This window comes from Bifidobacterium sp. SO1, from assembly GCF_018555335.1.
GTDB classification, from domain to species: domain Bacteria; phylum Actinomycetota; class Actinomycetes; order Actinomycetales; family Bifidobacteriaceae; genus Bifidobacterium; species Bifidobacterium simiiventris.
Map to the genome: position 1 here is coordinate 85,282 of NZ_JAFEJR010000007.1, position 19,718 is coordinate 104,999.

At 62.0% G+C, this 19,718-nt stretch carries 24 protein-coding genes; 11 read left to right on the forward strand and 13 right to left on the reverse strand.

The genetic code is table 11. From position 1 onward, the window contains the following. Nucleotides 1–3 precede the first annotated feature (3 nt). The 7 genes from JS541_RS07455 (at nt 4) to JS541_RS07485 (ending at nt 6,552) form a co-directional block, all read left to right on the forward strand. Nucleotides 4–315, forward strand: a complete 312-nt coding sequence (locus JS541_RS07455) for a hypothetical protein (RefSeq protein ID WP_214373818.1) — start codon at nt 4–6, stop codon at nt 313–315. A gap of 4 nt (nt 316–319) precedes the next feature. Next, complete coding sequence (locus JS541_RS07460) at nt 320–2,962, forward strand: DEAD/DEAH box helicase (protein WP_214373819.1); 2,643 nt, start codon at nt 320–322, stop codon at nt 2,960–2,962. Between the two features lie 106 nt (nt 2,963–3,068). Then, nucleotides 3,069–3,416 (forward strand): RNA polymerase-binding protein RbpA, encoded by a 348-nt coding sequence (locus JS541_RS07465; RefSeq protein ID WP_214373820.1) that lies wholly within the window; start codon nt 3,069–3,071, stop codon nt 3,414–3,416. A gap of 140 nt (nt 3,417–3,556) precedes the next feature. Beyond that, nucleotides 3,557–4,273 carry an HAD hydrolase-like protein gene (locus tag JS541_RS07470; RefSeq protein ID WP_214373821.1) on the forward strand — a complete coding sequence of 239 codons (717 nt, stop codon included), beginning with the start codon at nt 3,557–3,559 and terminating at the stop codon, nt 4,271–4,273. 350 nt (nt 4,274–4,623) lie between these two features. After that, nucleotides 4,624–5,877: a site-specific integrase gene (locus tag JS541_RS07475; protein ID WP_214373822.1), complete on the forward strand. Its 1,254-nt coding sequence runs from the start codon at nt 4,624–4,626 to the stop codon at nt 5,875–5,877. 25 nt (nt 5,878–5,902) lie between these two features. Continuing rightward, on the forward strand, nt 5,903–6,097 hold the full coding sequence (locus tag JS541_RS07480; RefSeq protein ID WP_214373823.1) for an excisionase: 195 nt from the start codon (nt 5,903–5,905) through the stop codon (nt 6,095–6,097). A 62-nt stretch (nt 6,098–6,159) separates the two neighbouring features. Then, entirely contained in the window at nt 6,160–6,552 is a 393-nt protein-coding gene (locus JS541_RS07485) for a hypothetical protein (protein WP_214373824.1), read from the forward strand. Here the strand turns inward: JS541_RS07485 and JS541_RS07490 are convergent. The 6 genes from JS541_RS07490 to JS541_RS07515 are packed head-to-tail and all read right to left on the reverse strand — an operon-like array spanning nt 6,534 to nt 8,977. Beyond that, nucleotides 6,534–7,394 carry an ATP-binding protein gene (locus JS541_RS07490; RefSeq protein ID WP_214373825.1) on the reverse strand — a complete coding sequence of 287 codons (861 nt, stop codon included), beginning with the start codon at nt 7,392–7,394 and terminating at the stop codon, nt 6,534–6,536. The genes JS541_RS07485 and JS541_RS07490 overlap by 19 nt on opposite strands. Beyond that, the gene (locus tag JS541_RS07495; RefSeq protein ID WP_214373826.1) at nt 7,391–7,690 is read right to left on the reverse strand and encodes a hypothetical protein; all 300 of its coding nucleotides are present in this window, start codon (nt 7,688–7,690) and stop codon (nt 7,391–7,393) included. The genes JS541_RS07490 and JS541_RS07495 overlap by 4 nt, the downstream gene beginning before the upstream one ends. Next, the gene (locus JS541_RS07500; protein ID WP_214373827.1) at nt 7,633–7,980 is read right to left on the reverse strand and encodes a hypothetical protein; all 348 of its coding nucleotides are present in this window, start codon (nt 7,978–7,980) and stop codon (nt 7,633–7,635) included. The genes JS541_RS07495 and JS541_RS07500 overlap by 58 nt, the downstream gene beginning before the upstream one ends. Nucleotides 7,981–7,992: 12 nt before the next feature. Next, complete coding sequence (locus tag JS541_RS07505) at nt 7,993–8,268, reverse strand: hypothetical protein (protein WP_214373828.1); 276 nt, start codon at nt 8,266–8,268, stop codon at nt 7,993–7,995. Nucleotides 8,269–8,280: 12 nt separating this feature from the next. Continuing rightward, a complete protein-coding gene (locus JS541_RS07510; protein WP_214373829.1) occupies nt 8,281–8,532 on the reverse strand; it encodes a hypothetical protein in 252 nt (83 codons plus the stop codon). Next, nucleotides 8,522–8,977: a hypothetical protein gene (locus JS541_RS07515; protein WP_214373830.1), complete on the reverse strand. Its 456-nt coding sequence runs from the start codon at nt 8,975–8,977 to the stop codon at nt 8,522–8,524. Before JS541_RS07515 ends, JS541_RS07510 begins: the two co-directional genes overlap by 11 nt. An 81-nt stretch (nt 8,978–9,058) precedes the next feature. Here JS541_RS07515 and JS541_RS07520 point away from each other — a divergent pair, with 81 nt between their 5' ends. Then, nucleotides 9,059–13,546 carry an InlB B-repeat-containing protein gene (locus tag JS541_RS07520; RefSeq protein ID WP_214373831.1) on the forward strand — a complete coding sequence of 1,496 codons (4,488 nt, stop codon included), beginning with the start codon at nt 9,059–9,061 and terminating at the stop codon, nt 13,544–13,546. 71 nt (nt 13,547–13,617) lie between these two features. On the opposite strand, the gene JS541_RS07525 is transcribed toward JS541_RS07520, so the two are convergent. The 3 genes from JS541_RS07525 to JS541_RS07535 all read right to left on the reverse strand — a co-directional run bounded on the left by JS541_RS07525 (nt 13,618) and on the right by JS541_RS07535 (nt 14,831). Then, nucleotides 13,618–13,878 (reverse strand): hypothetical protein, encoded by a 261-nt coding sequence (locus tag JS541_RS07525; protein ID WP_214373832.1) that lies wholly within the window; start codon nt 13,876–13,878, stop codon nt 13,618–13,620. Between the two features lie 64 nt (nt 13,879–13,942). Next, entirely contained in the window at nt 13,943–14,590 is a 648-nt protein-coding gene (locus JS541_RS07530) for a hypothetical protein (RefSeq protein ID WP_214373833.1), read from the reverse strand. Between the two features lie 13 nt (nt 14,591–14,603). Further along, nucleotides 14,604–14,831: a hypothetical protein gene (locus JS541_RS07535; protein ID WP_214373834.1), complete on the reverse strand. Its 228-nt coding sequence runs from the start codon at nt 14,829–14,831 to the stop codon at nt 14,604–14,606. Nucleotides 14,832–14,953: 122 nt separating this feature from the next. Here JS541_RS07535 and JS541_RS07540 point away from each other — a divergent pair, with 122 nt between their 5' ends. Further along, nucleotides 14,954–15,802: a hypothetical protein gene (locus JS541_RS07540; protein WP_214373835.1), complete on the forward strand. Its 849-nt coding sequence runs from the start codon at nt 14,954–14,956 to the stop codon at nt 15,800–15,802. Here the strand turns inward: JS541_RS07540 and JS541_RS07545 are convergent. Together JS541_RS07545 and JS541_RS07550 are read right to left on the reverse strand one after the other, a co-directional pair. Continuing rightward, nucleotides 15,738–16,160: a hypothetical protein gene (locus JS541_RS07545; RefSeq protein WP_214373836.1), complete on the reverse strand. Its 423-nt coding sequence runs from the start codon at nt 16,158–16,160 to the stop codon at nt 15,738–15,740. The two genes, JS541_RS07540 and JS541_RS07545, sit on opposite strands and share 65 nt — an antisense overlap. A 12-nt stretch (nt 16,161–16,172) precedes the next feature. Beyond that, nucleotides 16,173–16,991, reverse strand: coding sequence for a hypothetical protein (locus tag JS541_RS07550; protein ID WP_214373837.1), 819 nt, complete (start codon nt 16,989–16,991; stop codon nt 16,173–16,175). A gap of 130 nt (nt 16,992–17,121) precedes the next feature. Between JS541_RS07550 and JS541_RS07555 the strand changes: the two genes are divergently transcribed. Then, entirely contained in the window at nt 17,122–17,970 is an 849-nt protein-coding gene (locus tag JS541_RS07555) for a helix-turn-helix domain-containing protein (protein WP_214373838.1), read from the forward strand. 3 nt (nt 17,971–17,973) lie between these two features. Continuing rightward, nucleotides 17,974–18,372, forward strand: a complete 399-nt coding sequence (locus JS541_RS07560; protein WP_214373839.1) for a hypothetical protein — start codon at nt 17,974–17,976, stop codon at nt 18,370–18,372. 210 nt (nt 18,373–18,582) lie between these two features. Here the strand turns inward: JS541_RS07560 and JS541_RS07565 are convergent, their stop codons facing one another. Beyond that, complete coding sequence (locus JS541_RS07565; protein WP_214373840.1) at nt 18,583–18,918, reverse strand: hypothetical protein; 336 nt, start codon at nt 18,916–18,918, stop codon at nt 18,583–18,585. Next, nucleotides 18,906–19,685 carry a hypothetical protein gene (locus JS541_RS07570; protein WP_214373841.1) on the reverse strand — a complete coding sequence of 260 codons (780 nt, stop codon included), beginning with the start codon at nt 19,683–19,685 and terminating at the stop codon, nt 18,906–18,908. Before JS541_RS07570 ends, JS541_RS07565 begins: the two co-directional genes overlap by 13 nt. Nucleotides 19,686–19,718 lie beyond the last annotated feature (33 nt).

A 19,718-nucleotide genomic window follows, 5' to 3' on the forward strand; every position in this document is an offset into this window, starting at 1 on the left:
ACCATGCCGTGGTGGATATGGCTGCTGTTGGCACTGTTCATGATCGCCATGATCGTCGCCGGCGTGGCTTATGCCGTCATCCATGCGATGCGCGGCATTCGTAACGTCAGTGGCGTCGGCGCGCGTATCGGCGAATTGCTAAACGCGATGCAGGAGCCGGAATCGACAGCCGAGACCATGCAGACACCGTCCTTCGCCGAACCGTTGGCCGATGTCGCCGACCGGTATGCCACCGCACATGCCGAAGTCGTCGAACGACAGGCCGCCAAGCGCGAACGTCATATCCGCCAATGGGCGGAATGGAACAGCAAGTAGGATCATGCCGCGTCATCATCGCAACTCCCGTACCGATTCCACGGTTTCTCCGTCTCCGTCGCAACGGTATGCGGCCTTCCAGAAGACCAAGGCTCAGGCTCGGTCGTTGGCCGCAAGATTCGCGGCGACATTGCCATTCGAAATCGACGAGTTCCAGCGCGAGGCAAACGAGGCGTTGGAGGCCGGCCGCAACGTGCTCGTCGCCGCGCCGACCGGCGCAGGCAAGACCGTCGTTGCCGATTTCGCCATGTATCTGGCGCAGGAACGCAATGTCAAAGCGTTCTACACCACACCGATCAAGGCGCTGAGCAACCAGAAGTACCACGACCTCGTGGCCGTGTACGGATCCGACAAGGTCGGTCTGCTCACCGGCGACACCTCCATCAATTCCGAAGCCGACATCGTGGTCATGACCACGGAAGTGCTGCGCAACATGCTCTACGAGCATTCGACCACGCTCACCGCGCTCGGCTACGTGATCCTCGACGAAGTGCATTATCTCGCCGACCGGTTCCGCGGACCGGTGTGGGAAGAGGTCATCATCCATCTGCCGCAGTCCGTGCGTATCATCGGATTGTCGGCCACCGTGTCGAACGTCGAAGATTTCTCGCAGTGGATCACCTCAGTGCGTGGTGAGACGACGCTGGTCGTCTCCGAAACGCGTCCGGTGCCGCTCGAACAGCATGTGCTGGTGCAGGCGGACGACCATACCGAACCGGAACTCATCGACCTCTACCAGCATGACGAATACGGCCGGCAGACCACCAAGCTCAACGCCGAACTCGTCAACCGCCTCGACCAGCTCGATCGCAGGGCCGCACGCCGACGCGGCGAGGAGCGCCCGACCAAACGTGGCGGCAAGAACGGCCGTGGGCGTGGCGGCGCGAACGGCAAACCGGAGCGTGGCAAGCCGGAACGGCATACGCCCAAACGTTGGGCGGTCGTCGACGAGCTCAACTATCTCGACATGCTGCCCGGCATCTACTTCATCTTCTCACGCAACGGCTGCGACCAGGCGGTCGAACAGTGCATCAACGCCGGACTGGAGCTGACCACCGAGGATGAGGTGCGCCGTATTCGCCGCATCGTCGACGAAATGGTCGAAGGCCAGTTGTCGCAGACCGATCTCAAGGCGCTCGGCTTCTCGAAGTTCCGATTCGCGCTCGAGGAGGGTTTCGCCTCGCATCACGCGGGCATGGTCGCCTTGTTCCGCCAGATCGTCGAACGACTGTTCGAAGAAGGTCTGATCAAAATGGTGTTCGCCACTGAGACGCTGGCGCTCGGCATCAACATGCCGGCACGCTGCGTGGTGGTTGAAAAGCTCGAAAAATTCGACGGAACCGGGCACGTGCAGCTTACGCCGGGGGAGTTCACCCAGCTGACCGGTCGCGCGGGGCGCCGAGGCATTGACACCATCGGGCACGCCATCGTCGTGGATCATCGCGGGTTCATTCCGGCCACGGCCGCCGCACTGTCCAGCAAGCGCGTCTACCCGCTGCATTCGAGTTTCCGTCCGACGTTCAACATGGCCGTCAACCTGCTCAATTCCAGCGATTACGAGACGGCACGCGTCACGCTCGACCATTCGTTCGCACAGTGGGAGGCCAACGAGTCTGCGTGGCAACTCGAATCGCAGATCGACACGCTCGAGAAGGCCCTTGCAGGTTACGAGCAGGCGTTCATATGCGATCACGGCGATTTCAAGGACTTCATGACGATCCGCATGAAACTGTCTGATCTGGAGAAGGCCGGCCGCCGAAAGCTCAAGCAGACATCGTTCCGCACCGACAAGCAGCGGTCAGCAGCGTTCCGCGAATTGGATCGGCAGATCGCCGAACTCAAGGAAGCCGACCGCGAGCATCCATGCCGCAGCTGCCCCGACTTGCAACAGCATCTCAAGTGGGGACATCGCTGGGCGCGTGAGACGCGAGAGTTAGAACGGGTACGGGACCGGTACGATTCACGCACCGGATCGGTCGCACGTCAGTTCGACCGCATCTGTGACATCCTGTACCGGCTGGGCTATCTCGAACGTGAGGACGGTTCGCCGGCCGCGTCAGTCGGCACCGGCAATGCGGCCGGCCATACGACGGCGGATACCCGTCTCGGATACCGGCTGACCGAACGTGGCCAGCTGCTGCGCCGCCTGTACAGCGAGCAGGATCTGGTGCTCGCCCAAGCGATCTGCGCCGGCACACTCGACATGCTGCCGCCGCAGTGCCTCGCATCCGTATTGTCGTCGCTGATCTACGAGGCGCGGCGAGGCGGCGGGGGAGAACCGCGCTACTATCCGGGCGGCTCGCAGGGGCCTGTCGCATGGGCGGCGCAGGAGCTACGTGGCATCCATGGCGAAATCCGCATCGAATGCGAGGACGCGAGCCTGGACGCGCCGGCTCAACTTGATTTCGGCATCGCCGACATCATGTACGAATGGGCGGACGGCGAGGAACTCGCATCGATCCTGCGCGGCACCGAATTGACGGGAGGCGACTTCGTACGCAACGCGAAACGACTGGCCGATATGCTCCAGCAGATCGCCACAGCCGCTCCGTTGCTGGGCGAGAAAGGCGAGGCACTGGCCCGCACCGCACATGAGGCAGCCGATCAGGTCAACCGCGGCATCGTCTCGTATTCCGGCGTGGACTGACCGGCCGACAATCACAGCGATCAGTCGATACTAGGCCGAACGGGAATAGAACGCCCGTCCCAACTGTTCGATAACGTAGTACGGATTGTGATATAAGGAGGAACTCATGGCGGAACGTAGTCTCAGAGGCATGAGCATCGGCGCGAAATCGCTGGAATCCGACGAAAACGTCGATTTCGCGGCGCGTACGGAAGTGGCGTACATCTGCCCGAAGGGGCATCGTACGATCCTGCCGTTCGCCGACGGTGCGGAGATCCCCGAGGAATGGGAGTGCCGTTGCGGCGCCACCGCGCATCGCGAGGGCGACGGGGACCAGGAACCGGACGAGATCACCAAGCCGACCCGCACCCACTGGGACATGCTGCTCGAACGCCGCAGCGAGGAGGAACTCAAGGCCCTGCTCGACAAGCGACTGCAGATGCACCGCGAAGGATGGATCCCCGATTACGAGTGATCGCGCGTGCGCCGACGCGGCCGACCCGCACAAGCTGAACAACACGTGAACTGATGCCCGGTCATGATGGCCGGGCATAATTGTATGCGTTTGCAATCGTCGGCGTTGCGTTTGCCGCCGAACACAGGGGAGAGATGACCATGACCCAGAACCATCCGCTGAACGTTGTGCTGCTCGATCTGGACGGCACGCTCACGCAGTCACATTTCGGCATCATCGCCTGCGTCGTCAAGGCGTTCGAGGCACTGGGACTGCCAGTGCCGGACGACGCCGAGCTACACCGGTTCATCGGCCCGGCCATTATTGAATCGTTCAAGCGCAACCATATCCCTGACGGCAAACTGGATGAGGCCGTGCGTATCTACCGCGAATACTACGCCGACAAGGCCGTGTTCGACGATCCGAACGATCCTGGGCATCTGGTGCCGGGACGCCTGTACAACCGCGTGTACGACGGCATTCCCAAGCAGCTGGCTACGTTGCGCAAGGCCGGATATTATCTCGCCATCGCCACCTGCAAGCCCGAGTATCAGGCCGTGCCGATCTGCGATCATTTCGGCCTGACCGGCATGGTCGACGGCGTGTACGGGGCCAGCCGCGACAATTCGCGCCTCGACAAGGATCAGGTGATCCGGTATGCGTTCGATCGCATCGGATTCGATGCCGCGGCAGGTGACCGCGCGCTGATGGTCGGCGACCGTTGGACCGACGCGGACGGCGCCTCGGCATGTGGTCTGGATTGCCTCGGTTGCGGCTGGGGTTATTCGGAACCCGGCGAACTCGCGCAGCACGGTTGCTACCGGATCCTCGATACCGTGGCCGAACTGTCAGGCGCGGTCGAGGATTACTTCGGCTGAGCGGGTTTTTCAATGATTGATCCCGGGCTTACGGCCGTTTCCGCAGTGTCAGAAGACCGTAGGCCCGGGACGAATATGCGCGGAGACGTACGGACACGACAGCATCATATTATCCGATAATGTACGTTATGTCAGAAAGGATTTAGGGGGCATTCCCGGTTTGGGTTGGAATCCCGTCGGAACCGTTGGAATATCAACGATTTCGACACCTTCCGCCGGACGGCGCGTCCACGTCCACAGGCGGCTGAAAACGGCTATGGGAGGCCGGGATAGGCACGCATAGGCACGCGCCCATGCGCGGGAAGCATGCCGTCCGACGACACAGAAAACCGGTCGAAAGGACAAGCCTCATGCCAGCCAGACAGACGCGCCGCGACAAGGGCGCGGGATCCGTCGTCAAAACCGATACGGGCAAATACAGGGCGTTCGTGCAGACATCCCCCGACCCCGCCACCGGGGAACGCCGAAGAGTCAGCGCCACCGGACGGACCCGAACGGAGGCATTGGAAAAGGCCCGAGAGAAGCTACGGCTCATGGAAGGAGACCCGCACGCATGGGATCGGATACCCACCGTGGCGGAATGGTGCGAAAAATGGCTCGACGAGATCATCGAACCGAAACGCACGCCGAACACGACGAAAACCTACCGGAACGCGGTGAAGCTCCGGATCATCCCCATCATGGGCGCCCTCCCCCTCGATGAAGTCCGCCCGCACCACATTCGCATGCTCGAACAGATGATACTGGAGGGGAATCCGAGACTCGGCGTGAAGGCGAGAAGCCCCGCCACGACCCTCAACACATGGCGTGCGCTGAACAGCGCTCTCGACGCGGCCGTCAACGAAGGAATAATCGACCGGAATCCGATGAAGGGATGTGAACCGCCGATGATGAACGACAACGAGATCAGAATCCTCACCCCGCTGCAGGCGGGACGGCTCATTCGCATGGAACCCGACCCCCAGTACAGGCTCATCTGGAGAATTCTGTACACGACCGGCATGCGACTGGGCGAAACCCTGGGGCTCACCGCCGGCGAGATCATGGAGAAGGACGGGGTGCCGTTCATCACCATCCAATGGCAGCTGCAACGGTTCGACGGCGTGGAAGACGAAAGCCGGTTTCCGAAATGGTATGCCGCCCGGCACGTCGGCGGAAGACTCTGGCTCGTACGACCGAAGACAAGAAGCTCCCGGCGATCCATTCCCATCACCATGGATCTGGCGGATGAGATCCGCCGTCACATGGAGGATACGGGAAGGAAAAGATCGGATGATCTGATCTTCCTCACCCGTCGAGGCAATCCGTTCGGCCGATCCACGATCCATCCCGCCTGGGACAATGCGCTGGAACGTGCCGGACTCCCCCATGTGCGCATCCACAGCGCCCGTCACACCTTGGCGACCATGCTCGCCACGCTCGGCGTATCCGACGTGTATCGCGAGGCGATCATCGGCCATGCTGACATCTCCACCACGAACCGCGTGTACACGCATACGGACATCGGGCATCTCGGTCGGGTCATCGACGCGGTGGGCACGCTGCTGGAAACTCCGGAACCCATGCGGGAGAACGCTTTGACCTGTGCGGATAAGGTCGGATGATCCGTCTTGTACGCATGCGTGGCGCATGAGCATTGAAAACCCGGTTCCCATTCAGGAGCGTCTTACGCTCACCCTCCCGGAGGCCGCATGGCTGGCCGGCCTGCCCGTACGCGAACTGCGTCATGCCGCCGACCGGCATGATCTGGAGACGTTCACGCTCACGTCCACGACGAAACGGGTCCGAAGACGGGATCTGGAGGATTGGCTGAACACGCTCTGAATGGGCGACACGCCTCGAACATGAGGCGTGTCGCCCATTCCCGTATTCGTTCCGGCGGACGCATGAGCCGTCCGTCGGAACGTCCGGCGAACATGGCGGAAGGGGAACGGGAGACGGTCATGGAATGCGTTGAATGCGGGATCATCATCGACGGGGAGAAGGATGCGTTCGACCAGTGCGAGGCATGCGATGCCGTGTATTGCGCGGACTGCGCGGAAAGGGATCTGACGAAATGCGACGAATCCGGTCACTCCCATTACGATGACAAATATTGTCCCGACTGTCTGACCGAATGCGGATGCTGCGGTCACCGGTCATGCCCGGACGGGCTGACGGGCGATGATTTCGATGTCTGCGACTTCTGCGGGCGCCGCCATTGCCCGGACTGCGATTTCTGCGGCGGCGATTCGTATCCGCGGGACGTGGAACGGTATTATCATTCGTCGCGCATCTGACCTGCGGCAAGCCGTCCGAACCGGCGGCCCAGCTCATCCACGTCGATCACATCACCGCCGCGGATGATCGTCTCGCGTGCGAGACCATCCACCGTCCGGACGATCAAAGCGGGGGTGAGCCGGCTCCCCCACTCGTACGCGTTCTCGAAATGCCGGCCGTCGAGCCTCATGCCGATCTCATCAAGCCGGAGCATGATGATCTCCTCCGCCAGATTCCCCGTCATGGCGGGCATGCTGATGCGCAGGTCGAATCGGCGGAACATGGCCGGATCCAATAGTTCAGGCATGTTCGACGCGGCGATGAGAATCCCCATCGGATTCCAGTCGTCGATCCGCTGCAGCAGCAGGCTCGTGGCGCGACGCATCTCGCTCACGTCATCCCGGCCGCGCCGGGAGCAGAGCAGCGAGTCGGCCTCATCCAGAAACAGGACGCACGGAACGAACCGCATCCGGTCGAACAGGATGCCGATGTTCTCCAGCGTCTTGCCCGATAATCCGTTCAGCAGCCGATCCAGTCGGATGGTGCGCAACGGGAGGCCGGATCGGCGGGAGATCAGCGCGGCAAGGGATGTCTTGCCCGTGCCCGGCCGGCCTGTCATCAGGAATTTCGACGCGGGGTTCAAACCGTGCGCGGCGAGCGCATCCGCATGATCGCGTTCGGTGAGGAACCGGTCGACGGCGGACCGGATGTCAGGCGGAAGAATCAGCTCATGGCCGATCCCGTCCTCCCGATCATCCGTATACTGCGAAATGACCGTGTCGGCCTTCGCCGGCTTCCCGTCGCCGATATGTCCCGCCTGTGCGAGCCTCATCGTATACGCGTTGTCCTTTCCGTCGTTCATCTTTCCGGCCTGTTCGGCGATCCGTAGGAACACGTCGCGCATCCGGCTGGCGGTGCGGCCCCCACCATGCCGGAGATCAGCGTGAACACCTTCCTTTGGCGGGTATCGTCGCCTCCCGTGCCCGGATGAAGCATGATCCCGAACATGATGATGGCAAGACCCGCGCAAGGGGCAGGCAGCCGGATGAAGGGGTTCCATGGCGAGGGGATGGCATCAGCCCATGTGGAATAGTAGACCATCATCGCATCATCCGCCACACCAGGCGGACCGACTCGATCCAGAATTTCCGATCCCATGCGGGTAGCTCTTTCCACGGGGTGTCCGAGTCGGACATATGCTCGTACAAGGCGCGAGCCGTGTCCCGCATGATCGTCTCATCCGGTTCCGCGTCCTGTTCCGGCTCGTCGAATTCGCGTCCGATCGCCCCGCCGATCCGTTTCATTTCCTCGGGCGTGAATCCGTTGGGGATGATGACGGTGCGCGTGCCGACCGCGGCCCTCTCCTTCAATCGGTAGGTGACGGTCGTGTGCGGGCTGAACGAGGCGTCGACCAGCTGGCCGGCCTCCACGTAAATCGGTTTCTCCATGTGATTCCTTTCCTAGATGAGGTCGAGATTGTCGCATTCGGGATGGAAGCCGTCGGACTGTTCCGGCCGCCCGTTGTCCCGGTCGGAGCCGACCGAAATGAGATCACCGTCCACTTTGATCTTCCATTCACGGCGCACGCCTCTGTCGTTGACGGTGAGCAGGTGGATGAAAATCGTTCCATCCTCGATCCGCGTCTCCGCGGTCGCATGCGCGCTCGTATCACCCAGATTGAAGGAGTCATGGGCCCGGTCGAGTGTCATGTCGGGGATGGGTTTCGGCAATGTCATGCTGTCGTCCTTTCATTTTCCGTCCGGCATGCGTCCGCGCAGATCACGATCGGGATGATCGGTCAGATACCGGTCGACGATCTCGCCCATCGGGGTGTTCCATGGCAGTCCGGTCGCCCGGATCATCTCCTCCCGGGCGACGAGCTGGTCGATCCACCATGCCTTCCGATCGTGGGCATTCCAATACAGGTCGCGGGTTTTCTTGTCGTCGAACACGAGCACGGTATGCGGTTCGGTCCGCAGGATCAGATACCTACGCTTCATCCGACTCCTCCGATGATCGGGCGTCCTTCGCATGCCGGCCGACGATCCCATACGCCTCGTCATCCAGTGCGGTCGCCACGCCCAGGCGGATGCTTCCACCGATCAGTTTCCGGTAGTGTTCGGTGGCGATCCGCGTCAATGCGAGGTTGGCGATGTCATGGGCGAGATCATCCCGGTAGGAGCGTCGCCCATGATCCAGACGGATCAGCACGCCTTGAATCATGAGCGTGACCGCCAGTCCGGCGACGGTCACGCATTGGAGCGGGCGGATCGGGGAGCCAAGTCCGGTCGTCACGGCCGCGCCGGTTTCGACCAGCGCCAATGCCATCCACAGGACGGAGAGCGTCAGCATAAGCCATCTGACCCTGGGATGGGATGCGGTGACGAATCCGATCACGGCGACCAGCAGTCCCAGCAGGTCGATCACGTATTCAAGCCAGTTCATATCATCCCGTATGCGTCCCAATACCGCATAGGCTTCCCGTCCAGAAAACGGAGCCTGTTTTGAAAGGAAGACGGCCGGCTTATGCGCAGACCATCCCCCATCCCCCTGATCATCACGATGATGCTCGCCATCCTGCTCCCCGCCACACCGGCGCTCGCCGACGATCCGACGGACACCGGGTCGAACGTGATCACCCTGTCCACGATCGGCAGCAAGGACACCGACAGGAACCGCACCCAGCAGAGCTTCCAGTTCGAGAACGCGGATTGGACCGGCTACTATATTCGCCCCGGCATCAAAGCCAGGTTCAGGCTCACGCTGGCCACGGATGCGGCGCGGCCGAACGTCACATGGGTGCACCGTCAGGTCGGCCGGGTCGATGAGAACAATTACGCGCAGGTTCGCGCCGTAGACGGCGGCATCCTCAAGGCGGGCGTGAACGAGATCGAATACGATACGACCAACCGTCAGGTCGGTCAAGTCCTCTACATTCGCAACGACGGCGGCGACAAGGCCACGATCACCGTCGAGAATGAGAACGGTTCAGATGGAAAGCCATCCCTCGGCCGATATCCGATCTACGAATACGATCCGGATGATCCGGCGGCATTCTGGCGGTACGTGCGGGAGCTGCGAGACTATGTGGCCAGGGGCGTCGACACGAAGGCCGGCGAGCTGAACACGAACCCGGATCTGGGTATGGATGCGACCGCGATCACCGTGGGACGCATGGTGTATGAGCTGCGTGCCGCGAAGCTCGTGGACGTGCTGAAGGACATCACCACCGAGCAGCAGGCGACGGACTGGATCAACAATGTCTATAAGGTGTCGACCGATCGTCTCGCCTACTTCGATCAGGTTCTCGGCTTCGATGCGAATGATACGGACGTCAGACAGCAGCCGACCCGGATGAGGATCGTGCTGGAATTGACGCAGAATCTGACGAACCCGTCGACCATGTTCGCATGGTATACGATGTACCATCTGCCGGAGAGCGTGTTCCCCGGCGTCGCCGCAAGCGTGGATGGCTCGCACGGTTGGGGCAACGATCATGAGTTCGGGCATATGCTCGACATCGCGCCGTTGACCCGTACGGAGGAGACGAACAATCTCATCAGCATGTGGGGTCGCCGTAACGCGGGCATCACGAAGACGGACGACGGGGCGAAATTCACGACCGGCGTCTACCATTCCGGCGTGCTGTCGGCGCAGAAGCAGCTCACCCAATACGTGAACGACCGGCTCTCGAACTCGGAGACGGCATCCAAGTGGGGTGACATCTGGTATGACGTGACAGCCCGATTCAACACGCTCCACTGGTTCGACCAGTACGACTACTCGAACTACGATTACGACAACGGTTCCGGGTACACAAAAGAACTCGCCGCCCAGGTCAACGAATACGGTGGATTGGGAGCCGTCTACCGGCAGGTGCGCCGCAACCCCGGCAAATACAATAACGTCGGCGGAGTCTACGATGCGGCGGCACGCGCCTACTCGGATGCGTTGGGGTATGACATGAGCGAGGTCATGGGCCGGTACGGGATGACCGTCACCGAAACAACCAAAACGTATACCGCCAAGTATCCAAAACTCGAGAATCGGGTCGAACTGTATTCGATCGACGCGGACGCGAAGGAAATCAACGGAGCCGTCCCATTCGACAAGCAGACCACCGCGCCGACGCTCACCACCGGTCGGACCGCGGACGGGAAGCTCACCGTCAAAGCCTCCTATCCAACCGATTCCAGGGAGGCGGCCGCCGTGTCCGGGTACATGCTGTTGAGTGACGGCAAGGAGATCGCATGGTCCGTTGATGGCACGTTCGCCGTCGATACGCCGAAACAGCTGCCCGAGCATACGATCGTCGCCTACGACAGCCGGGTCAACCCATCCCCGGCCGCCAAAGTGAAGACCACGGCGGACGTGAACATTCAGGTCTCCGCCACGGACAAAACCAACGTGGACAGGGCGACCGTACGGGTGACACCGGATGACACGCGCAGGCAACCATATGACGTGAAACTCTCCTACGGGAAAGCCACGTTGAAGGATCTGCCGCCGGCGACGATCACGATCCTGCTCGACGGGTATGAGACGACGCCGAAGACCGCCCACGTGGACACGTTGGACTGGCGGGGCGGCAGCCTCCAGTTCACCCTCTCCCCCACCGACCACAAGACCGCGAGCGCCGCGTTGCGTCCGATCGTGCATGGCGTGAAGACCGATGACGGTCGGCTGGCGTTCATGATCACCGATCAGAACATCAATTCGGACATCTACTACACGCTGGACGGCAGCGACCCGTCGATCGGCAACGGCATCCGATACACGGGCGGCGGCATTCCGATCACATCGAGTCCTCTTACGGTCAAAGCCATCGCCTACAAGGCCGGCAAACTTCCAAGTCAGATCGGTTCGGCCACGTTTACGGATAGTCGTCAGGTCGCCGTCTACGATCAGATCTACGGCCCCGACTACGGGGTCGGCAACAAGGTCACGTTCAACGTCGGCATCTACAATGGTGCGGATCAGCTCGGCAAAATCTACGGGAAGGTCAGCAGTCTCAACGTGCCAGACGGCTTGAAGGTCACCCTGTATGAGGGCGAGCATCTGACCGGCACGAGTCACGTGTACACGTCGAAGGTGAACTGGGTCAACGGATACGGGTCGTTCCCCATCAAGTCGCTGAAGGTCGAGACAGTGAAGGCCCCGACCGCAACGGAGGCCGGCCTGTTGTCCTTTGATCCGGGTGCCGGCAACGTGATGGGCAGCATGCCGATCATCCGAATGTACCGGGATGTGACCGTGACCGTTCCCGATGTCAAGTACACGCTGACCGGCAGGAAGCCGGTCGGCTGGAGTGTTGACGGGTGGAACAGCCGGCCTACCGCCGGCTATCAGCCCGGCGATGTGATTAGTCCGACGGACAAGAACATCATGCTCACCGCACAATGGGCGAAGAACACGTATACGATCCGATTCGACGGCAATGGTGGTACCGGCAGCATGAACGATATCATCGCGAACCTGGACGGCAGGACCATGATTCCGGTTGCGTCGTTCACTCGCACCGGCTACTCGTTCGCCGGGTGGAAACTGGCGGATGGTCGGATCATCCAGCCGGGCGAACATGATCCGCTCGCCGACAAGGCGGATGAAACGGTCACGTTGACCGCCGTGTGGAAGGCGAACCGGCAGACCATCCGATTCGACAAAGGCAACAATGCTGCGACCGGTAGTATGGCCGATCAGACCGTAGACTATGGGACCACGTTCACCGTCCCCGAAAACAAGTATCGGCTCGAAGGGTACACGTTCGCCGGTTGGAGGGATCAGACCGGAGCAACCCATCTGCCCGACAGCAGGATCAAGGTCACCAATGATCTGACGCTGACCGCCATATGGAAGATCAACGAGTATACGGTCAGGTTCGAGCCGGGCGCGGACAAAACCACCGGCACCGTCACCCCGGTCAATGTCGAACACGGCCGAACCGTCACACTGCCCGACAGCGGATACCGGCTCGCCGGACACACGTTCACCGGATGGAAGGATATGACCGGGACCATCCGACAGCCGGGCGACAGGATCACCGTCACCACCGGTATGACGTTCACCGCCCAGTGGAAGGCCGACGAGTACGTGATCGGGTTCGGGAACGGCTCCGACAAGGCGACCGGCAGCACCGCCAATATCACCGCCACCTATGGGAAGACCATCATCCTGCCCGACAACGGGTTCCGGCTCACCGGCCACTCGTTCATTGGGTGGAAGGATACGACCGGAACCGTCCACAAGCCGGGAGAGCAGGTCACCGTGACCGGTCCGCTCACGTTCACGGCCGTATGGGAGGCCAACCGGTACAAGGTGAGCTTCGACAGTGGTGCGAAGGATACGACCGGCGGCATGACGCCGATCACCGGAACCTACGGCGAAAAGCTGACAATCCCCGACAACGCGTACCGGCGTACCGGTTATATGTTCGACGGGTGGAGGACCGGTGACAACACCATGCTCCAATCCGGGGCCGGGATCACCGTCACCGGTGATCTGACGCTCACCGCCCGGTGGAGGCCGATCTCCTATATGATCCGTTTCGACGGGAACGCGAAGGATGCGACCGGGCGCATGGATGATCTCGCCGTCGCCTACGGCAGGGAGATCCGGCTTCCCGCCAACATCCTCGCCCGAGACGGATATTCGTTCGCCGGATGGAAAACCGCGGACGGCACTGTGATCGGGAATAAGGCGACCGTACGGAACCTTACGGCGGAAGCCGATGCGATCATTATTCTGTCCGCCCAATGGGAGAAAACCCCGGCCGAAAACGGGGGCGACGGCAGGCCGGCCGCGGGGGAAGCCGATGGCGGGGATTCGAACCGGAACCCGTCGAAGCAGACCGAGCGGCGGAAGACGGACGAGACGAACAACACTCGCAAGGATTCGAAGACCGTCGAAAGGCTGGTCGAAACCGGCGCGCCGATCGGTCCCGTCATGCTCGGCATGATCATGCTGGCGGGCCTGGCAATGATCCTGCTGACGATCCGACGCAACGTCAACGACTGACAGTCGAGAGAACGGGGGGGCGGGATTCCGCATATCATGCGCGGAATCCCGCCCCCGTTCTTTTTGACCGTTCAGTGGCGGCGATGGGAGGTTCGGCCCGGCTCGCCCGCATCATGCCGCCGCCCGTCGAGCATCCACTGGATGATCGCCAGCAGGGCGGCGAGCAGCAGCCACGGGACCGCCATGCACACGGATGCGAGCGTCGTATCCCACATGATCCGCATATGGAACAGGAACCGGGCGATCACCGCGCCGCCCACCGCGGTCAGCGAACCGCACGCCAGCAGAAACGAAACCAGCGCAAGACGCCCGAACAGCCTGCCATGACCCATATGAAAACCAGCCCTTTCCCTACGATCGGACACATAACCCTTTTCCGCGCCTATGCGCCGCCTTTCAAAGCATTCGCAGCGCATCATCCAGCAGATGCTGAAGATTCCCGCGCTCGCCGACCCTCATGCGCACGCTCGCATGTTCGTCGAACACGGTGACGACCGGAACGGCGGTCTCCGCGCAAAGATGGAACAGTATGCGATTCCCGCCGGTCGGCGACTCCACGTGCAGGAGAAGACCCCGTTCGTCGAAGTCGGCGAACGGATGATGGTCGCGCAGCCAGGCTGACAGCATGCAGGAGATCATGTCCCGATCATCCTCCGACGCGCCGGAAAGCCGATGCCCAATCCATTCGTCGATTTCACCCGGATCGGGATGGCACATGTCGTACAGAATGCCGGTCTCATCCACGTCATCCTCGTCAAGGGCGTCAATGCCGGTCCAGTCGCCGTCGCATGCCAGATCGTACGCCCAATCCCTGTCACGCTCCCCGTACGGGTGGAGGATCATCCGCAGATCCGACGGCCTGACCGCATCCGACTGCAGGGATACTGAGCACGGTCGCCAGCCGGGGATCATCCCATTCGGCCGACGCCCGTCGAACGTGAACGCGCGCAAAGGTCCGGCCGCCGTGAGCGTTTCCAGCATGCACGCGTCCCCGCCGATCAGCCGCGCCAAAGTCCAATACCGTTCGCGAGAATACCCGTTCATGATCCGCCGCCTTTCAGTCGCACAGGATAAGGACCGTATTCTCCAGCGGGCCGTCGGCCATGTCCGTGCCTTCCGGCCAGTAGGAGCCGTCATCGTCCACGGTCGGATGCCATGACAGGCCGAACGTCTTATGATACGGGAGATCATCCTCATCATCATCCGCGCACACCAGCACCTTCGCGTTCCCGCCGTACTCCGCCTTCGCGAGCAGCAGCTTCGCCAGCAGTTCGTCGACCGTCATGACCGTCATCCTTCCCGTTCCCATCCGGAGCCCATCCCCGGAACGGTCGGCTCATGCGTCCGCCGTTCTCACGGGTTGACCCACGGCATGCGGAGGATTCGGATTCGCAATACCCTTCCCATATGTCTTTGTACTGGGAGATCAGATCATATTCGGCCGCGACGATCCCGGTCGACCCGCCGTCGATGAGGGATGCCGGAAACGTCGAAGTCATATCCGATGACGACATGATGACGGTCATGAAATACGGGGACGAATGGGCGTTCCAAACCAATGCGGGATATCTCGTCATGCTCCTCCCAAGACGGGAAGGCGCCTACGGTCTCCAATCCGCCTCCGATCCGCATGCGCCCGCCTTCACCCAGGATCGAATGTTCTCCCACATGGAAAGCGCGAGTATCCTTCGGGTCGACATGAAGACCGACGGCCCCTCCGTCTTCCGGCTGGATGACGGCCCCGAATGCGATGTCACGGATGCGGATCTGCCGAATGTTCTGACCGAAGCCGTCATTCGCATCATGGGGCAGGCGGTCGAAAAGGACATGCTTGACGAGACGAGCCGGCTTCTATGGCGGGAGAATGCCGATCCGCATCGGATGATCTCCTACCGGAGCCGATTCGCCCGATTCGAGGATCTTCGCCGCCGGTATCGGATCGCATCCCCGGATCTGGATGCCCTGTACGAAAGATACGAGAAGGCCGTCGGACTGTATGACGACGAGAACGGCCGGAGGGCCGAATGGGGGTCGCAAAGGGCCGGCATCCTGCTGCTGATCCTGTCCGTCATAACCGGCATTCAGGCCGTGATCGACATTCTCCAGTTCGCCCCCGGCTGGGATGCGTTCCCATGGTGCGGTCGGATCATCGTCCTGCTTCTGCTTCTGATCGTCGGCGGGATTCTTATGGTCAAAGGATCGCATTGGCTTTCGCTGAAAGATTCCAGACGGTCAGCACGGTCGAAACGATCATGAACATGAACGTCGGCAGGTCATGCACCCATTCGATCGTGAACCGGTAGAACCTGAGTCGGGGCGAATCCCTGACGGATTCGGCCATGAGCCAGGGTATCGCATCGGATCGCATCCATTCGACGGCCCATACGAGCATCAGCAGCAGGATCAAAGCCGGATACCAGACGATCAGATGCGGTCCTCCCCGCAGCCATGAGGCGAACATGAGCGGAAGACCCGACAGCATGTATGCGAATCCGGTGAGATCCGACGGCTCGCTCCAAATACGGTCTCGCATGTAGGCGATGCGTGCCGGCAGACGGCAAAGCCAGACGGTCAGGAACCACAGCCAGCCGGCCATGAGCGGAATGATCCACATGATCGCATCCCCTTATCTTGGGATGGGGAATGCCTCATGCCGGCTGCCGCCGGGCTGCCAGCCGAGCCTTTGGCAGGATTCGCCGCGCCGCCACTTGTTCCACGCCTTGATCATGATCGCCGCCCTGACGCGCGGATCGACCCTTTTCCCCTTCATGTCGGCCAGGGTGCGGCGGACCGTGAGGATGGGACTGTCCGCATCCAGTCCGGCGCCGGTGGCGAACGCTTCGAGGAACGCGTCCGCGTCCGTCTCGTCGATTTCGCGGAAGCGCTGGATGAGCACGGCGAGATGGGCTGCGGGGAGGAGTCCGCCGCAGCGGCCGTAGACGCGTTTCGCGGTTTCGGCCGCATCCGCGATGCCGGGATGCGTCTCCACCCATTCGAGGGTCTGGCCGCCGCTCATCGCGTAGGCGCCGCCCTGACGGAACGCGCTTTCCGCCCCGTATTCGCTCCACGTGTGGTCGGTTCGGGCGGCCGCGGCGATCGCGGTCGCGTTCGAATACCCGTGTTCGAGCCGGAGCGCGTCCGCGTTGGTGCGTTTGACTCCCTGATCCATGCTGGACTGGGTTTCGGGGTCGAGTCCGGTGACGACGAGTGTGGTGAACGGGAGTCCGGTGCGCACGCTCGCCTCGCACCGGTTCTGCCCGTCCAACAGGGTGCCGTCGGCGGCGATTTTGACGGCCTCCCCGTTGACCTTCCACCGTCCGGCCTTCAGGTCGGCCATGTAGCGGCGGATGGCCTGCTCCTTGAGATTGCGGTTGTGCGTGTTGGAGGCGAGGAGTCGTTTCGCCTCCTGCGGGGTGATGGTGCGGAATTCCGCCTTGGGTTCCATGCGCTTCGCTCCTTTCGGAATGTCGTCGGATCATATGCGTCGCCCATCCACTATGCGTTCATGAACGGCGACCGTTCACCGGCGCATAGACGCCCGGCGACCATGATGATGATTCCGAAAGGAGCGGCATTTGACCGAAGACCACACCATTCTCGACGATCTCAGAAAGGTCAGCGCATGGGCCGACGACCCCAACGCCAACGGACGGCCGCGCGAGCAGTTCGAACGACTCGCCGGCCTCCCCTTACGCGACCTCAACCATGCGATTGACGCCGTCACCGACCCGAACGAATACGAACGGCTCGCCGTATTCGCCGCCGACCGGCTCCGCAACGACCGCAAACGGCTCAGGGAACGACTCTACCGGGACGGCATCGAATTCCAGGCCGCCCGCCAGCAGGCCGGCATCAGCCAGGAACAGGCCGCCAAGGAGACCGGAACCAGCGTCAGCACCATCCGACGCTGGGAGAACGACGACCGGTATCCGCCCAGCCTCACCGCATGGGAGCAATCCCGTACATGGCTCGCCAGCCTCGACCGGGACGCGCAATGGCTGCTCGCCAACCATGCGGAACTCCGCGACCTCCACAACCGGGACTATGACCCGGATGACGGGCCGGACCCGTGGTGGATCGGCGGGATCACGTTCCTCTGGCTCCGCGACCAGGACACCTATGACACGCTGATCGAACCGATCCGCCGTAACCGGCTCATCGACGAAATGCGCGACGCGAACGGAAGACTCCCGACCGGAATGCCCGAAACGACGGAACCGCCCTACGATCCGTTCGACCCCGACGACGAACGCGAATACGAAAGACGGGCCAGACACGCCAGGATCCTCGGACTCAGCCTCATCGACCGCCCCTCCTACACGCAGCACAATGCCGCCGTCACCCTCGCCTGCCATCGCATCCGCATGCGGCTCGCCGGCGACATCACCGAATACTCGATAGACCTCGCAGGGAAAGGAAACTGAATCATGTACGAAATCAGTGAACGCATCCGCCAGGGCATCCTGCTCGCCCTCGCCGTCCTCATCACCCGCCTCACATGGGATAAGACCCCGAGCATCATCCGATGGGCGAAGACCATGATCATCCTATTGCTCGACGCCATCCGCCAATGGTTCGCCCCGTACGCGGATCACGTCGGCTGGTGGCCGATCATCCTCCTCACGGTCATGCTCATTCCCCTGCTGCTCACCATACTCGACTGGCTGTGGCATCCATACGAGACGCTCCGCGCCTTCGGGGAATACGCATTGGAAATGCTCGCCTCCATCGGCGGCGGCATCGCATGGCTGACGATCCGTCTGATCCGATGGGCGAAACCACGGATCACGGTCATAAGACAACGGATGGGACGGAACGCAGCCTGAACGAGAACGTCCGGCGGGGATGACGGATTCCGACCCGTCATCCCCGCCGGACGTTCTCAATCCCGGTGATCATCGGCATGATCGCCCAGACCGGTCCCGTTCACCCTGTCCGGCATGAGCCGGTCATCGCATACGGTCCGCGGGCTTCAAGCAGCAGCCGGCCGAAATCGGTGGAGAACAGTTCCCTCTTCGGCGAACCCGATGCCACGGTCAGTCCCCCGTTCCCGTGATCCGGTCGCCGATCGTCCAGTATCGTCCGCCCACCGCGTCCGCGCCGCCGTAGCAGAGCACGTCGTGCAGATCCTCCGGGAACATGACGTCGGCCATCCACAGACCGTCATGCCACTGCTCGTCGCGATAGTCTCGCAATCCGATGATCTCATCCTCCGCCGTCGCGTCTTCGGTCAGCACAAGCAGATACGAATGCCATCCTTCAGGCGGATGCCGGAATGCGCCCGGCCTGCCGATCCGGCCCGCATGTCTGCGCCGATCCAGTCGAATATGGAATTCGCGTGTCAGCCGGTCGTAGCGGTTTAGAACATCCATGTCCCGTCTCCTTCCATCGGCTTCGGTTCGGGGAGCAGATCGGGGATCGGGCTGCCGAGCAGCGTGCCGTCCATGAGGACGAACACGAGCAGACCGCGGGTCGTATGGCATTCGACCGGCGGATTCTCCCGCCAGCATTCCTTCCCCGGCGCATGCCCCCGCTCGTCGCGGAGCATCGCGTTCCGGTCGAGCATCATGCGCAGCCAGCCGGTCGCCCGCGCATCCGGTTTCGTCGGATATTCCGACGTTTCCGCGAACGGGTCAGGATCCTCGTACGTGAACATGTCCGGATCGCAGGAGCAGAGACTCGGCTCCAGCCCCCACTCCTCGACCGTTTCGCGGATCAGCCGCTGGAAGCGGAGACGCCCGTTCTCGCCTCTCAGATACGGGCGCGAGCATGTGTGCCCGTCCGAGTACGGGCAGGAGGTGACCTGCGCGAAATGCGATCGCTGACGTTCCGCCTGCAGATCGATGATCGCATCCCATGCCGAATCGGGATCATCCAGCGGATGCTTCTCCATGTGGCGCAGCCATGGGCGGCCGGTTTCGATGAGCCGTTTCGTCAGCCCGGTATGCGCCGTCAGCCAGTTCTGCGGGCTGAAGCATCCGCGCCACCTGTACGTGTTCGCGTCGGCTGCGCCGTGGCGGAGCATGCGCTCCGTGCCGTCGTCGATGCACGCCTCCGTCATTCGACGGCTCACATCCGGGGGGAACATGAGCCGGAACCATTCGAACAAATCCTCTGACAGTCCATCCGTAGTCTTCATGCCCCGGCTCATGCGTCCGCGATCGTAGACGAC